Raw genomic sequence first — 15,333 nt, forward strand, 5'->3', positions numbered from 1 at the left:
ACAGCGGCTTTTTCACATCATCGGGCGGATTCTCCAAATGTCTTTCGCATATTCGCGGATCGTGCGGTCGCTTGAGAAATATCCAGAATGGGCAATGTTTACAATCGAACGCCCAGACCATGTCCTCCGATCGCGATAATCAGCTTGAATACGCTCCTGCGCATCTGCATATGAGCTGAAATCCTTCAGCACAAAATACTCATCATTATGCGGAAGCAGCGAGTCATAAATCGATTCAAATTCATCTGCTTCCCCTTCAAAAAAACCGTTGATCAGCTGATCCGCCACCTGTCTGATTCTGCGGTCATGCTGATAATATTCCCTCGATCTATAGCCGCCGTTTTCCTGGTACGATAGAACGTCATCCGCCTTTAAACCGAATGTGTAAATACAATCAGGCCCCACCCGCTCAAGAATCTCAATATTTGCGCCGTCATGAGTGCCGATTGTCAAAGCCCCGTTCATCATAAACTTCATATTTCCTGTGCCTGACGCTTCCTTGCTCGCCGTTGAAATTTGTTCACTTATATCTGAAGCCGGAAAAATCCGCTCAGCCATAGACACTCTGTAATTTTCCAAAAAAACAATCTTGATCAGCTGTTTGACTTCCGGGTCATAGTTGACCTTTTCAGCGACAGAATGGATGAGCTTAATGATTTTCTTGGCATAATAATAGCTTGGTGAAGCCTTTGCTCCAAAAATAAAGGTTTGCGGGTAAATGGAAAATCCCGAGTCCTCTTTGAGCCGATTATACAAATACATAATATGAAGAACATTCAGCAGCTGCCGTTTATATGCATGAAGCCGTTTTACCTGAACGTCAAATATGCTGTCAGGGTCCACAACCACCCCCGCCGTACAAAAAATCAAATCAGCAAGCTCTTGTTTTTTCCTGCTTTTGTTGTTTTGAAACTGTTCAATAAAAGCTGGATCAAAAGCATACGGTTCTAATTGAAGCAGTGATTCCGGATCTTTGATCCATTGATTGCCGATCGCCTCCGTGATGATCGCAGACAAGCCGGGATTTGCTTTTAGCAGCCAGCGCCTGTGGGCAATTCCATTCGTCTTATTGTTAAAACGATTTGGAAACAGCAAATGAAAGTTGTGCATCTCCCTTTTCTTTAAAATATCGGAATGAATTTTGGCAACGCCGTTTACACTGTAGCTGCCCACTATGGCCAGGTGGGCCATTTTGACAACACCATGCGCCGTAATCGCCATGTCCTCTATTCTTTTCCAGTCCCCGGGATACTTTTCCCAGACCGCATGGCAAAACCTTTCATTGATCTCTTCGATAATCAGATACATTCGCGGAAGCAGCGGCTTAAACAAATGAATCGGCCATTTCTCCAGCGCTTCTGACAATGTCGTATGATTTGTATATGAAATCGTATGTACGGTGATATGCCAGGCCTCATCCCAGCTCATGTTCTCTTCATCGAGCAGAATCCGCATCAGCTCAGGCACTGCCAGCGCAGGATGCGTGTCATTAATATGAATGCTGATTTTTTTATGCAGCCCGGATAAAGATTTATTTGTTTTTCGGTAATTATTCACAATGCTTTTTAAGCTTGCGCAAACTAAAAAATACTGCTGCTTCAGCCGTAAAATTTTCCCCTCGTCATGAGTGTCGTCAGGATATAAAAATTCAGAAACAGCTTCTGTTTCCCGCTTATAAGACAAGATATTGCCGCCATGATAATGCGCATAGGGCTCGGCATTCCATAACCTCAACGTATTGACTGTCCCCGTTTCATAGCCAATAATCGGTATATCGTAAGGAACAGCGGTGACGATTGTAGCTTGCTCGTGACGAAAATGCAGACGCCCGTTTTGTTGTGTCACATGCACCTCGCCCCAAAATGGCACGTCAACAGCCTGATCCGCATTTCTCACTTCCCATACATTCCCATTTTTCAGCCATTGCTCAGGCAGCTCCACTTGATGGCCGTCAACAATTTTTTGCTCAAACAAGCCGTGCTTATAACGAATACCCATTCCATGTCCAGGCAGATTTAATGAAGCGAGAGAATCTAAAAAGCAAGCAGCCAAGCGCCCAAGCCCGCCATTGCCAAGACCTGCATCGCTCTCTATCTGAAGGATCTCCTCTAATTCGATGCCAATATCCTTTAAGCCTGCTTCCACAACATCACGAACGCCAAGATTCATTACATTTTGTTCAAGGAGCTGACCGAGCAGAAATTCGATTGACAAATAATATGTCTGTTTCCCGGAGTTGGACCTGCTTTTTTCATTCGTCTGGATCCAATTAGCGCTGATATACTCTCTGACCATATTGCCTAACGTTTTGTATTGATCCAGCTTGGCAGAGTCTTTAAAGCTTTTTCCACACGTCATTTCCAGACGCTTTAAAAATAAGGCTGCAAAACGTTCTTTACTCGAGAACATCCCGTCCACTCCTTGTCACATACTCGAAAATACGCTGATACTCTTTTGCTGAATGCTTCCAGCTGTAATCTGCATTCATTCCGGTCTTCATGATGCTCTTCCATACATCTTTTTGCGGATAAAACGACAGTGCCCTCTTGATTGTGAATTTGAGATCATGCGCATTGAAAGCGGAAAACGTAAAGCCATTGCCCGTTCTCTCTTCCTCCTGATAGGCACGGACTGTATCGTAAAGACCGCCCGTCTCCCTGACGATCGGAATGGCGCCATATTGGAGAGCAATGAGCTGCCCCAAGCCGCACGGCTCAAATTTCGACGGCATTAAAAATAAATCAGAGCCCGCGTAAATTTGATGGGCAAGCGCCTCATCAAATCCAATATACGCTCTGCACTTCTCATGAAAAGCAAATTCTGCATACCGGAAATAATCTTCAAATTCAAGCTCCCCCGTGCCCAGCACAATCAGCTGTATGTCATGTTCTTCAAGAAGTTCGTGCATAATCCTGCGGACAAGATCAAGTCCCTTTTGTTTCGTGAGCCTTGTCACCATGCTGATCAGCGGAATATCATTTCGCTCAGGTAGCCCCATCCGCCGCTGCAGCTGCGTTTTATTTTCTTCCTTGCATGTTAGGTGGTCTGCATCATAGTGCGCCTCTATATAGGGATCGTTTTTAGGATGATAAAACGTATCATCAATGCCGTTTAATATGCCGGTTATGTCATTTTCCCTATATTGCAAAACCCGCTCCAGCTGTTCACCGTAATACGGCGTCAATATTTCATTTCTGTAAGTGGGGCTTACAGTTGTCACATGATCAGCTGCAATGATGCCTGCCTTCATAAAATTAACGAATCCGTTGCATTCTAACCTTTCAAAATGAAAATGATCCATATCAAGCCCCAGCAAGTCATGTGTGACATCAGGTGGAAATATGCCTTGAAACTGGAGGTTGTGGATCGTGAGCACGCTTTTCATCTGTTCATAAAAAGGATGCGCTCTGTATTCCTCTTTTAGCAAATAATTGACCATCGCTGTATGCCAATCATGAGTATGAACAATATCGGCCTGAACATTCACGGCTTCAGCAGCTTCCAGCACAGCTCTTGAAAAAAAAGCAAACCGTTCACCATCATCATAATGCCCGTACAGCGAATCCCTCTTAAAATAATATTCATTGTCGATGAAGTAATAATTCACATCATCATCGGCCATATGTTCAATTCCGCAATATTGCTGGCGCCAGCCGACGGCCACTGTACATTCAGCTATTTTTCTCATGCGCTTCTTCCATCGTTCAGGTATTTGGCTGTATTTCGGCAGCATCACAGTTACTTCATTGCCTAATCGCGCAAGTGCCTTTGGCAGAGCACCTGCTACATCGGCAAGGCCTCCTGATTTAACAAACGGCGTACATTCTGATACAGCAAACAATATCTTCAAGAATTCATCAGCTCTCCTTGGACAAACCCTTTTCTTAATACCAGCGGCTGTTCGGCTGTTCCCGCAGCCTCAGTCGAATTGCCAATTTTAACGTCCTTATCAGAAATCACCTGCTCTAACAGACAATCCTCGCCAATCTGTGTTTTTTGCATAATAATGCAGTTTTTCAGCTTCGTTCCCTTTCCGACATGAATCCCCCTGAACAAAATGCAGTTTTCAACCTCTCCTTCAAGCACACAGCCGTTTGCCACCAAGGAATGTTTGACACTGCTGTGCTTTCCGTATTTCGTCGGCGGCTCATCCTTTACTTTTGTATAAATCGGCTGCTGCGGCAAAAACACCTGCTGCCAAAACCGAGGCTGAATGAGCTCCATACTGTGGGTATAATACTTTTCTACCGAATCAATGACAGCGGAATAACCTGAATATTCATACGGGCAAATGCTCAATGAGGAGGATTCTTTTTCGACAGCTTCATGAATGGTTTTATAGCCTTTTTCACTATGTCCGTAAATCAGATCCTGTAAAAGCGTTGTAGACATGATATAGATTTGCAGCGATTGGCCGTCCTGAAATACCTCGGTGACGTCGCAGCCAATCTCCATATGGCGTTTCAGCACATATTGAAATTGAATGTTGCATACGGTATGACTGTTGGAGATGACAGCATACTGTTGTGTGCTTCTGCGGAAGTAATCAAGATGGTCGGAAAACTGTCGAAAGGAACCGAATTCATCATATTCTTGGTGAAGGTGGGGCGACGGGAAAAAAAAGAGGCCATCCTTTTTCCGATGCAAATCCCATTCCTTGCCTGCTCCAAGATGATCCATAAGCGAACGATAGCGATACTTCGGAAAAATTGCGACACTCCTAATATCCGCATTCACCATGTTGGATAGCATAAAATCGATCAGGCGGTACCTTCCGGCAAAAGGAATCGCCCCCAGCGACCGCTGTGCCGTTAAATCCTGAAGAGAATGCTTATATGTGGTTTCATCTATAACACCTAACATTTGGTTATTGAACAATGGCTCTGCCTCCTCTTCAGTATTAGATCAATTCTTTTTCTACAAATTCCTCTGAAACGAGCAGCACCTCCTGAATGTCTTTTTCGGACCGAATCACTGCGCCATCTGGAAGCACCATGCCATTAGGAACAATGGCATTTTCAATCACTACATGCTCGCCGATCGTCACATCCGGCATAATAACCGACGATGCGACAGTCGCATGCTTACCGACAGTAACACCTTGAAAAAGAACGGAATGAGACACATTTCCATACACAACACAGCCTTCGTTCACAAGCGAATCATGAACCTGCGCGTCAGATGAAATAAATTGCGGAGGCTGATTCGGATTAACGGAGTAAATTTTCCATTTCCGTTCAAACAGCTTTAACTCCGAGTCTTCTTTTAACAGATCCATATTGGCTTCCCACAAACTCTGCACTGTTCCGACATCCTTCCAATATCCTTTGAACGGATAAGCAGATAGCTTCTTTTTCTCCTCTAAAAGCAAAGGAATAATGTCTTTGCCGAAGTCGTGGCTTGAATACGGGTTCCGGTCATCCATCTCGAGGTACTGTTTCAAAAGCGGCCAATTGAATATATAAATTCCCATTGAGGCGAGATTGCTCTTTGGGAATTGGGGCTTTTCATCGAAATGTGTAATCGTCCCATCTGCATTGGTCTTCATAATGCCGAACCGGCTTGCTTCCTCCCAGCTCACTTCAATAACAGAAATCGTTACATCCGCATTCTTTTCAATATGAAAATCAAGCATTTTGCCGTAGTCCATTTTGTAGATGTGATCTCCAGATAAAATCAGCACATACTCAGGATCATACTGTTTTAAATAATTGAGATTCTCATAAATGGCGCTTGCCGTCCCTTTATACCATTTGACCTCAGATGACTTGGCATAGGGAGGTAAAACCGTCACGCCGCCATTATATCTGTCAAGGTCCCATGCGCTGCCGATGCCAATATAGGAATTCAACTCGAGCGGCTGATATTGTGTTAAAATTCCCACTGTGTCAATACCAGAATTGGAACAGTTGCTGAGCGTAAAATCAATAATCCTGTATTTCCCCCCAAAAGATACAGCCGGTTTCGCCATATGTTTTGTTAAACCGTTGAGACGGCTGCCCTTCCCGCCGGCAAGGAGCATGGCCACACATTGTTTTTTCATGATTTCATCTCTCCTCTTTTTTAACCGCCCGTAAAATCGAAATGCCGTAAGGGGGGATGGTCATTGTGATATAACCCGGTTTATGATGTAAAGCTCCCTTTTTGGCCGCTAACGGCTTTTTGTTGATTTGCCCTGAGCCTCCATATGCTTCTCTGTCGCTGTTCAGGACCTCGATATATTGGGTAAGAAAAGGAACACCAACATCATATTGCTGATAGACCGCGGGTGTAAAATTACAAATGATGACAAGCGCCTCACCGTGCTTTTTGCCATAACGAATAAAAGAAAAGATCGATTGTTTGTCATTATGGACATCAATCCATTCAAACGACTGTGCACGATGGTCATGTTCATAAAGGATTTTGCTTTTTTGATAAAAGCGGAGAAGATCTTGCGTAAAAACGCTGGCTTTCCGATGCATGGGGAAGGAGTCCAAAAACCAATCAAGCTGCTCTGTGTCTTTCCATTCATCAAATTGTGCAAATTCTGAACCCATAAAAATCAATTTCTTACCGGGGTGAGCCGTCATATAACCGAGCAAAAGCCGATACTGGGCAAATTTCTGCCAATAGTCGCCAGGCATTTTATTAAGAATTGATTTTTTGCCGTAAACGACTTCATCATGTGAAAACGGCAATACAAAATGTTCACTAAACGCATACAATAATGAAAAAGAAATAAGCTGATGACAATACCGCCTTTCTTCTGGGGGCGTTTCCATGTATGTCAGAACGTCATTCATCCAGCCCATATTCCATTTAAAATGAAAACCGAGCCCTCCTTCCTCAGCGGCACTTGTCACGTGAGGCCATTCCGTCGAATCTTCCGCAATCATCATGACATGCGGATATGCCTCTCTCATTGTTTGATTAAGTTTTTGTAGAAATTCAACAGCATATGGATTCGGATGGCGTTCATCCTGATTTGGCCAATACAGGATGTTAGCCACTGCATCAACCCTAAGTCCATCTATATGATAGAGTTCCGCCCAGTACAACGCATTAGAAATTAAAAAACTATGAACTTCCGGTTTTCCCAGATCAAAGTTAGCTGTGCCCCATAGCCCGTTCTCCCGATCACGTTCATCTTGATATTCATAAAGAGGCTCTCCATCAAACATATAAAGGCCATGTGCATCTTTACAAAAATGTCCCGGAACCCAATCCAGAATGACTCCGATGTTCTCTTGATGGCATTCATCCACAAACTTCATCAGATCATGCGGCGTGCCAAACCTGCTTGTCGGGCTGTAATAACCCGTTCCTTGATATCCCCATGAACGATCATAAGGATGCTCATACACCGGAAGCAGTTCGATATGGGTAAACCCATGCTTTTTGATATAAGGAATAAGCGACTGGCTTAAATCTTTATAGGTATAATGCCTGCCATCAGAATGTTTCTTCCAAGACCCAAGATGCAGTTCATAAATAAAAATAGGTTTCTCATACAGCGTCATATCCTGTTGTTTCTTTTGCCATTTTTGGTCTTTCCATTTATATCCCGTCAGATTGTACGTAAGTGATGCTGTGTGAGGCCGGACTTCTGAATAAAAGGCGTATGGATCTGCTTTCAGCCTAATCTCACCGCTATGAGTCACGATTTCATATTTATATCGTTCCTGTTGCTCTAGACCTGGAATAAATAACGTCCAAATGCCGTTATCATTCACTCTATGCATCACATGCTGTTCTCCTGACCAGCTGTTAAAATCCCCAGCCACTCGAACTACTGACGCATGAGGCGCCCACACACAGAATTCATATCCGCTTTGGCTATTCAGCTCGCGATAATGCGAGCCAAATAGTTGATAGCTTCTATACAGACTGCCTTCGTGAAAAAGATAAACATCATGTGCTGACGGGCTGGCGGCGGCCATGTAATCATCCTTTCTGACATCATAGTTTTCATTTATAATATTTATTCGCAGAAATAAAAAAAAGCCCTTTCATGAAAGCGCTTATACTTATTGACATTTAACTTCTTTTTCCGAAGAAAAACAAAAGATATGGAGATTTTTGTTGGCTGTTTATAGAATAAGAACGAAATCTAAGGCATAACATGATGATAAAATAAAAAACCTTGCAGGATATGCAAGGTTTTTGGGATGACCCGTACGGGATTCGAACCCGTGTTACCGCCGTGAAAGGGCGGTGTCTTAACCGCTTGACCAACGGGCCGATGAGTGAAGACTTCCATTTTTCATTATATGGCGGAGAAGGAGGGATTTGAACCCTCGCGCCGCTTACACGACCTACACCCTTAGCAGGGGCGCCTCTTCAGCCACTTGAGTACTTCTCCATTTGGCTCCACAGGCAGGATTCGAACCTGCGACCGATCGGTTAACAGCCGATAGCTCTACCACTGAGCTACTGTGGAATATAAAAGTCATGGTGGGCCTGAATGGACTCGAACCATCGACCTCACGCTTATCAGGCGTGCGCTCTAACCAGCTGAGCTACAGGCCCATGACAATATAGAAATGGAGCGGGTGATGGGAATCGAACCCACGACATCAGCTTGGAAGGCTGAGGTTTTACCACTAAACTACACCCGCAATTTTTATTTGGGGCGATTGATGGGAATCGAACCCACGAATGCCAGAGCCACAATCTGGTGCGTTAACCACTTCGCCACAACCGCCAAAATATATATTGATAAATGGTGGCTCGGGACGGAATCGAACCGCCGACACACGGATTTTCAGTCCGTTGCTCTACCAACTGAGCTACCGAGCCTAAGTATTATTTAAATGGCGGTCCGGACGGGACTCGAACCCGCGACCTCCTGCGTGACAGGCAGGCATTCTAACCAACTGAACTACCGGACCATTTTAATAGTATGTGAATCTTTTTTATTGAGCCCTTCGGGCACTTTATTTTTCATTCGCATATTTTGGTTGCGGGGGCAGGATTTGAACCTGCGACCTTCGGGTTATGAGCCCGACGAGCTACCGAACTGCTCCACCCCGCGATGATTAAGAATAGATATGGCGGAGGAAGAGGGATTCGAACCCCCGCGGGCTTTGACACCCCTGTCGGTTTTCAAGACCGATCCCTTCAGCCAGACTTGGGTATTCCTCCGTATAGTGGTGGACCTTGTAGGACTCGAACCTACGACCGGACGGTTATGAGCCGTCTGCTCTAACCAACTGAGCTAAAGGTCCATTGGTAGCGGCGGAGGGGATCGAACCCCCGACCTCACGGGTATGAACCGTACGCTCTAGCCAGCTGAGCTACACCGCCAAATATTTATTGAAACCAAGTGGAGCCTAGCGGGATCGAACCGCTGACCTCCTGCGTGCAAAGCAGGCGCTCTCCCAGCTGAGCTAAGGCCCCAAGAATGGTCGGGAAGACAGGATTCGAACCTGCGACCCCATGGTCCCAAACCATGTGCTCTACCAAGCTGAGCTACTTCCCGATTTCATGTAGATCATGGCGCGCCCGAGAGGAGTCGAACCCCTAACCTTTTGATCCGTAGTCAAACGCTCTATCCAATTGAGCTACGGGCGCAAAACTTAATGCCGAGGGCCGGACTTGAACCGGCACGGTAGTCACCTACCGCAGGATTTTAAGTCCTGTGTGTCTGCCAATTCCACCACCCCGGCGTGGATGGTATAGTTGGAGCGGAAGACGGGATTCGAACCCGCGACCCCCACCTTGGCAAGGTGGTGTTCTACCACTGAACTACTTCCGCAGAAATGGTGCGGATGAAGGGACTTGAACCCCCACGTCTGTAAAGACACTAGAGCCTGATTCTAGCGCGTCTGCCAATTCCGCCACATCCGCAACATGTAAATGGTGAGCCATGAAGGACTCGAACCTTCGACCCTCTGATTAAAAGTCAGATGCTCTACCAACTGAGCTAATGGCTCTTCTTACAAGAGACTTGAATATTATATCATATAAAAGTGGTGCCGGCAAGAGGACTTGAACCCCCAACCTACTGATTACAAGTCAGTTGCTCTACCAATTGAGCTACACCGGCGTATATGTAAAACCGATATGTACAATAAAGAATGGTGGAGGATGACGGGCTCGAACCGCCGACCCTCTGCTTGTAAGGCAGATGCTCTCCCAGCTGAGCTAATCCTCCATTATTGCACTAGCGTGCAACTGCTTGGCGGCGTCCTACTCTCACAGGGGGAAACCCCCGACTACCATCGGCGCTGAAGAGCTTAACTTCCGTGTTCGGCATGGGAACGGGTGTGACCTCTTCGCTATCGCCACCAAACAAATGCCTTCATGATGAAGGTACTGGGCGTTTCTCACAGGATGTGAGAGCCCTTAGCGGAGTTTCTTTCCGCCTTTTAGAGAGTGTTCTCTCAAAACTAGATAACAGATGTGACATCAATCAAAATGTGGTTAAGTCCTCGATCGATTAGTATCTGTCAGCTCCATGTGTCGCCACACTTCCACCTCAGACCTATCAACCTGATCATCTTTCAGGGATCTTACTTCCTTGCGGAATGGGAAATCTCATCTTGAGGGGGGCTTCATGCTTAGATGCTTTCAGCACTTATCCCGTCCGCACATAGCTACCCAGCGATGCCCTTGGCAGAACAACTGGTACACCAGCGGTGCGTCCATCCCGGTCCTCTCGTACTAAGGACAGCTCCTCTCAAATTTCCTGCGCCCGCGACGGATAGGGACCGAACTGTCTCACGACGTTCTGAACCCAGCTCGCGTACCGCTTTAATGGGCGAACAGCCCAACCCTTGGGACCGACTACAGCCCCAGGATGCGATGAGCCGACATCGAGGTGCCAAACCTCCCCGTCGATGTGGACTCTTGGGGGAGATAAGCCTGTTATCCCCGGGGTAGCTTTTATCCGTTGAGCGATGGCCCTTCCATGCGGAACCACCGGATCACTAAGCCCGACTTTCGTCCCTGCTCGACTTGTAGGTCTCGCAGTCAAGCTCCCTTGTGCCTTTACACTCTGCGAATGATTTCCAACCATTCTGAGGGAACCTTTGGGCGCCTCCGTTACCTTTTAGGAGGCGACCGCCCCAGTCAAACTGCCCACCTGACACTGTCTCCCCGCCCGATAAGGGCGGCGGGTTAGAAGGTCAATACAGCCAGGGTAGTATCCCACCGATGCCTCCACCGAAGCTGGCGCTCCGGTTTCCAAGGCTCCTACCTATCCTGTACAAGCTGTACCAACATTCAATATCAGGCTGCAGTAAAGCTCCACGGGGTCTTTCCGTCCTGTCGCGGGTAACCTGCATCTTCACAGGTACTATAATTTCACCGAGTCTCTCGTTGAGACAGTGCCCAGATCGTTGCGCCTTTCGTGCGGGTCGGAACTTACCCGACAAGGAATTTCGCTACCTTAGGACCGTTATAGTTACGGCCGCCGTTTACTGGGGCTTCAATTCGCACCTTCGCTTACGCTAAGCGCTCCTCTTAACCTTCCAGCACCGGGCAGGCGTCAGCCCCTATACTTCGCCTTACGGCTTCGCAGAGACCTGTGTTTTTGCTAAACAGTCGCCTGGGCCTATTCACTGCGGCTCTCTCGGGCTTGCACCCTAACAGAGCACCCCTTCTCCCGAAGTTACGGGGTCATTTTGCCGAGTTCCTTAACGAGAGTTCTCTCGATCACCTTAGGATTCTCTCCTCGCCTACCTGTGTCGGTTTGCGGTACGGGCACCTCTCACCTCGCTAGAGGCTTTTCTTGGCAGTGTGGAATCAGGAACTTCGCTACTATATTTCGCTCGCCATCACAGCTCAGCCTTATGGGAAACGGATTTGCCTATTTCCCAGCCTAACTGCTTGGACGCGGATATCCAATACCGCGCTTACCCTATCCTCCTGCGTCCCCCCATTGCTCAAATGGTGAGGAGGTGGTACAGGAATATCAACCTGTTGTCCATCGCCTACGCCTTTCGGCCTCGGCTTAGGTCCCGACTAACCCTGAGCGGACGAGCCTTCCTCAGGAAACCTTAGGCATTCGGTGGAGGGGATTCTCACCCCTCTTTCGCTACTCATACCGGCATTCTCACTTCTAAGCGCTCCACCAGTCCTTCCGGTCTGGCTTCACAGCCCTTAGAACGCTCTCCTACCACTGTTCGAAGAACAGTCCGCAGCTTCGGTGATACGTTTAGCCCCGGTACATTTTCGGCGCAGAGTCACTCGACCAGTGAGCTATTACGCACTCTTTAAATGGTGGCTGCTTCTAAGCCAACATCCTGGTTGTCTAAGCAACTCCACATCCTTTTCCACTTAACGTATACTTTGGGACCTTAGCTGGCGGTCTGGGCTGTTTCCCTTTCGACTACGGATCTTATCACTCGCAGTCTGACTCCCAAGGATAAGTCATTGGCATTCGGAGTTTGACTGAATTCGGTAACCCGGTAGGGGCCCCTAGTCCAATCAGTGCTCTACCTCCAAGACTCTTACCTTGAGGCTAGCCCTAAAGCTATTTCGGAGAGAACCAGCTATCTCCAGGTTCGATTGGCATTTCACCCCTACCCACACCTCATCCCCGCACTTTTCAACGTGCGTGGGTTCGGGCCTCCATTCAGTGTTACCTGAACTTCACCCTGGACATGGGTAGATCACCTGGTTTCGGGTCTACGACCACGTACTCATGCGCCCTATTCAGACTCGCTTTCGCTGCGGCTCCGCATCTTCTGCTTAACCTTGCACGGGATCGTAACTCGCCGGTTCATTCTACAAAAGGCACGCCATCACCCGTTAACGGGCTCTGACTACTTGTAGGCACACGGTTTCAGGATCTCTTTCACTCCCCTTCCGGGGTGCTTTTCACCTTTCCCTCACGGTACTGGTTCACTATCGGTCACTAGGGAGTATTTAGCCTTGGGAGATGGTCCTCCCGGATTCCGACGGAATTTCACGTGTTCCGCCGTACTCAGGATCCACTCAGGAGAGAACGAAGTTTTGACTACAGGGCTGTTACCTCCTATGGCGGGCCTTTCCAGACCTCTTCATCTACCTCGTTCCTTTGTAACTCCGTACAGAGTGTCCTACAACCCCAAGAGGCAAGCCTCTTGGTTTGGGCTAATCCCGTTTCGCTCGCCGCTACTCAGGGAATCGCATTTGCTTTCTCTTCCTCCGGGTACTTAGATGTTTCAGTTCCCCGGGTCTGCCTTCTCATATCCTATGAATTCAGATATGGATACCACTCCATTACGAGTGGTGGGTTTCCCCATTCGGAAATCTCCGGATCAAAGCTTGCTTACAGCTCCCCGAAGCATATCGGTGTTCGTCCCGTCCTTCATCGGCTCCTAGTGCCAAGGCATCCACCGTGCGCCCTTTCTAACTTAACCGTTAAAAAGAATCACCATGTGATATCTTGTCTTACTAATTGAATGTGATGTCTACTGTTATCTAGTTTTCAAAGAACAACGCATAGGACATGCTAACACATGCGTTGCCACACGATGTGGCGCATTTAGCAGGTGCCCCTATGTCTGAAGGAATGATCCTTCAAAACTAAACAAGACAGGGAACGTTCTGTTTATAAGACCCAAGGTCTTATATTCCGTAATATATCCTTAGAAAGGAGGTGATCCAGCCGCACCTTCCGATACGGCTACCTTGTTACGACTTCACCCCAATCATCTGTCCCACCTTCGGCGGCTGGCTCCTAAAAGGTTACCTCACCGACTTCGGGTGTTACAAACTCTCGTGGTGTGACGGGCGGTGTGTACAAGGCCCGGGAACGTATTCACCGCGGCATGCTGATCCGCGATTACTAGCGATTCCAGCTTCACGCAGTCGAGTTGCAGACTGCGATCCGAACTGAGAACAGATTTGTGGGATTGGCTTAACCTCGCGGTTTCGCTGCCCTTTGTTCTGTCCATTGTAGCACGTGTGTAGCCCAGGTCATAAGGGGCATGATGATTTGACGTCATCCCCACCTTCCTCCGGTTTGTCACCGGCAGTCACCTTAGAGTGCCCAACTGAATGCTGGCAACTAAGATCAAGGGTTGCGCTCGTTGCGGGACTTAACCCAACATCTCACGACACGAGCTGACGACAACCATGCACCACCTGTCACTCTGCCCCCGAAGGGGACGTCCTATCTCTAGGATTGTCAGAGGATGTCAAGACCTGGTAAGGTTCTTCGCGTTGCTTCGAATTAAACCACATGCTCCACCGCTTGTGCGGGCCCCCGTCAATTCCTTTGAGTTTCAGTCTTGCGACCGTACTCCCCAGGCGGAGTGCTTAATGCGTTAGCTGCAGCACTAAGGGGCGGAAACCCCCTAACACTTAGCACTCATCGTTTACGGCGTGGACTACCAGGGTATCTAATCCTGTTCGCTCCCCACGCTTTCGCTCCTCAGCGTCAGTTACAGACCAGAGAGTCGCCTTCGCCACTGGTGTTCCTCCACATCTCTACGCATTTCACCGCTACACGTGGAATTCCACTCTCCTCTTCTGCACTCAAGTTCCCCAGTTTCCAATGACCCTCCCCGGTTGAGCCGGGGGCTTTCACATCAGACTTAAGAAACCGCCTGCGAGCCCTTTACGCCCAATAATTCCGGACAACGCTTGCCACCTACGTATTACCGCGGCTGCTGGCACGTAGTTAGCCGTGGCTTTCTGGTTAGGTACCGTCAAGGTGCCGCCCTATTTGAACGGCACTTGTTCTTCCCTAACAACAGAGCTTTACGATCCGAAAACCTTCATCACTCACGCGGCGTTGCTCCGTCAGACTTTCGTCCATTGCGGAAGATTCCCTACTGCTGCCTCCCGTAGGAGTCTGGGCCGTGTCTCAGTCCCAGTGTGGCCGATCACCCTCTCAGGTCGGCTACGCATCGTTGCCTTGGTGAGCCATTACCTCACCAACTAGCTAATGCGCCGCGGGTCCATCTGTAAGTGGTAGCCGAAGCCACCTTTTATGTTTGAACCATGCGGTTCAAACAAGCATCCGGTATTAGCCCCGGTTTCCCGGAGTTATCCCAGTCTTACAGGCAGGTTACCCACGTGTTACTCACCCGTCCGCCGCTAACATCAGGGAGCAAGCTCCCATCTGTCCGCTCGACTTGCATGTATTAGGCACGCCGCCAGCGTTCGTCCTGAGCCAGGATCAAACTCTCCATAAAGTAATGGAGCGCAGATTAAGCTCGTCACATCCTGTGACAACATCTGCATGACCTGCATCGCGCAGGCCCCTGACTACGCACATCGCTGTGCGATTTATAAAAATGAATTAACAGGTACGTTTTGTCTTGTTTAGTTTTCAAAGATCATTTCGTTGCCTCTTAATGAAGCAGCTTTACTAATATAACATTTCGCTTCCATTTCGTCAACAACTTTTTTCAA

General features: G+C 47.8%; 5 protein-coding genes, 21 tRNA genes and 3 rRNA genes. All 29 read right to left on the minus strand.

The genetic code is table 11. From position 1 onward, the window contains the following. Positions 1-12: 12 nt before the first annotated feature. Positions 13-2,409: a glycogen phosphorylase GlgP gene (glgP, locus tag M1D98_RS14620; protein WP_456279676.1), complete on the minus strand. Its 2,397-nt coding sequence runs from the start codon at positions 2,407-2,409 to the stop codon at positions 13-15. After that, positions 2,396-3,850 (minus strand): glycogen synthase GlgA, encoded by a 1,455-nt coding sequence (gene glgA / locus M1D98_RS14625; RefSeq protein WP_268559198.1) that lies wholly within the window; start codon positions 3,848-3,850, stop codon positions 2,396-2,398. Before glgA ends, glgP begins: the two co-directional genes overlap by 14 nt. Continuing rightward, a complete protein-coding gene (glgD, locus tag M1D98_RS14630; protein ID WP_010329482.1) occupies positions 3,847-4,878 on the minus strand; it encodes a glucose-1-phosphate adenylyltransferase subunit GlgD in 1,032 nt (343 codons plus the stop codon). Before glgD ends, glgA begins: the two co-directional genes overlap by 4 nt. 22 nt (positions 4,879-4,900) lie before the next feature. After that, positions 4,901-6,043 (minus strand): glucose-1-phosphate adenylyltransferase, encoded by a 1,143-nt coding sequence (locus tag M1D98_RS14635; RefSeq protein WP_121643148.1) that lies wholly within the window; start codon positions 6,041-6,043, stop codon positions 4,901-4,903. A 4-nt stretch (positions 6,044-6,047) separates the two neighbouring features. After that, positions 6,048-7,922 carry a 1,4-alpha-glucan branching enzyme gene (gene glgB / locus M1D98_RS14640; RefSeq protein ID WP_435576223.1) on the minus strand — a complete coding sequence of 625 codons (1,875 nt, stop codon included), beginning with the start codon at positions 7,920-7,922 and terminating at the stop codon, positions 6,048-6,050. Positions 7,923-8,151: 229 nt separating this feature from the next. Then, positions 8,152-8,223, minus strand: a tRNA-Glu gene (locus tag M1D98_RS14645). A gap of 30 nt (positions 8,224-8,253) precedes the next feature. Further along, positions 8,254-8,344: transfer RNA gene (locus M1D98_RS14650), tRNA-Ser, on the minus strand. A gap of 3 nt (positions 8,345-8,347) precedes the next feature. Next, positions 8,348-8,422, minus strand: a tRNA-Asn gene (locus M1D98_RS14655). A 12-nt stretch (positions 8,423-8,434) separates the two neighbouring features. Beyond that, positions 8,435-8,511 (minus strand) — tRNA-Ile (locus M1D98_RS14660). Between the two features lie 15 nt (positions 8,512-8,526). After that, positions 8,527-8,600 (minus strand) — tRNA-Gly (locus M1D98_RS14665). Between the two features lie 10 nt (positions 8,601-8,610). Beyond that, positions 8,611-8,686: transfer RNA gene (locus M1D98_RS14670), tRNA-His, on the minus strand. 19 nt (positions 8,687-8,705) lie between these two features. Beyond that, a tRNA-Phe gene (locus M1D98_RS14675) sits at positions 8,706-8,781 on the minus strand. A 15-nt stretch (positions 8,782-8,796) separates the two neighbouring features. After that, a tRNA-Asp gene (locus tag M1D98_RS14680) sits at positions 8,797-8,873 on the minus strand. Between the two features lie 66 nt (positions 8,874-8,939). Then, a tRNA-Met gene (locus tag M1D98_RS14685) sits at positions 8,940-9,016 on the minus strand. 17 nt (positions 9,017-9,033) lie between these two features. Further along, a tRNA-Ser gene (locus M1D98_RS14690) sits at positions 9,034-9,126 on the minus strand. Positions 9,127-9,132: 6 nt separating this feature from the next. After that, positions 9,133-9,209, minus strand: a tRNA-Ile gene (locus tag M1D98_RS14695). Positions 9,210-9,211: 2 nt separating this feature from the next. Further along, positions 9,212-9,288, minus strand: a tRNA-Met gene (locus M1D98_RS14700). A gap of 20 nt (positions 9,289-9,308) precedes the next feature. Next, a tRNA-Ala gene (locus M1D98_RS14705) sits at positions 9,309-9,381 on the minus strand. Positions 9,382-9,386: 5 nt separating this feature from the next. Continuing rightward, positions 9,387-9,463 (minus strand) — tRNA-Pro (locus tag M1D98_RS14710). 15 nt (positions 9,464-9,478) lie between these two features. Next, positions 9,479-9,555 (minus strand) — tRNA-Arg (locus M1D98_RS14715). A gap of 9 nt (positions 9,556-9,564) precedes the next feature. Next, positions 9,565-9,650 (minus strand) — tRNA-Leu (locus M1D98_RS14720). Between the two features lie 14 nt (positions 9,651-9,664). Next, a tRNA-Gly gene (locus tag M1D98_RS14725) sits at positions 9,665-9,739 on the minus strand. Between the two features lie 5 nt (positions 9,740-9,744). After that, positions 9,745-9,831, minus strand: a tRNA-Leu gene (locus M1D98_RS14730). 10 nt (positions 9,832-9,841) lie between these two features. After that, a tRNA-Lys gene (locus M1D98_RS14735) sits at positions 9,842-9,917 on the minus strand. A gap of 37 nt (positions 9,918-9,954) precedes the next feature. Further along, positions 9,955-10,030: transfer RNA gene (locus M1D98_RS14740), tRNA-Thr, on the minus strand. A 32-nt stretch (positions 10,031-10,062) separates the two neighbouring features. Continuing rightward, a tRNA-Val gene (locus tag M1D98_RS14745) sits at positions 10,063-10,138 on the minus strand. Between the two features lie 22 nt (positions 10,139-10,160). Then, a 5S ribosomal RNA gene (rrf, locus tag M1D98_RS14750) occupies positions 10,161-10,276 on the minus strand. A 127-nt stretch (positions 10,277-10,403) separates the two neighbouring features. After that, positions 10,404-13,331 (minus strand): 23S ribosomal RNA (locus tag M1D98_RS14755). A 232-nt stretch (positions 13,332-13,563) separates the two neighbouring features. Then, positions 13,564-15,113, minus strand: a 16S ribosomal RNA gene (locus tag M1D98_RS14760). Together the 16S, 23S and 5S rRNA genes with 21 tRNA genes alongside form the textbook arrangement of a ribosomal RNA operon. Positions 15,114-15,333 lie beyond the last annotated feature (220 nt).

The sequence above is a fragment of the Bacillus sp. K7 genome, from assembly GCF_053903245.1.

What these genes read in the sequence shown, in the direction of transcription:
- glgB (WP_435576223.1), bottom strand. Translation starts at nt 7,922, where the DNA reads ATGGCCGCCGCCAGCCCGTCAGCACATGATGTTTATCTTTTTCACGAA.
- glgP (WP_456279676.1), bottom strand. Translation starts at nt 2,409, where the DNA reads ATGTTCTCGAGTAAAGAACGTTTTGCAGCCTTATTTTTAAAGCGTCTG.
- M1D98_RS14635 (WP_121643148.1), bottom strand. Translation starts at nt 6,043, where the DNA reads ATGAAAAAACAATGTGTGGCCATGCTCCTTGCCGGCGGGAAGGGCAGC.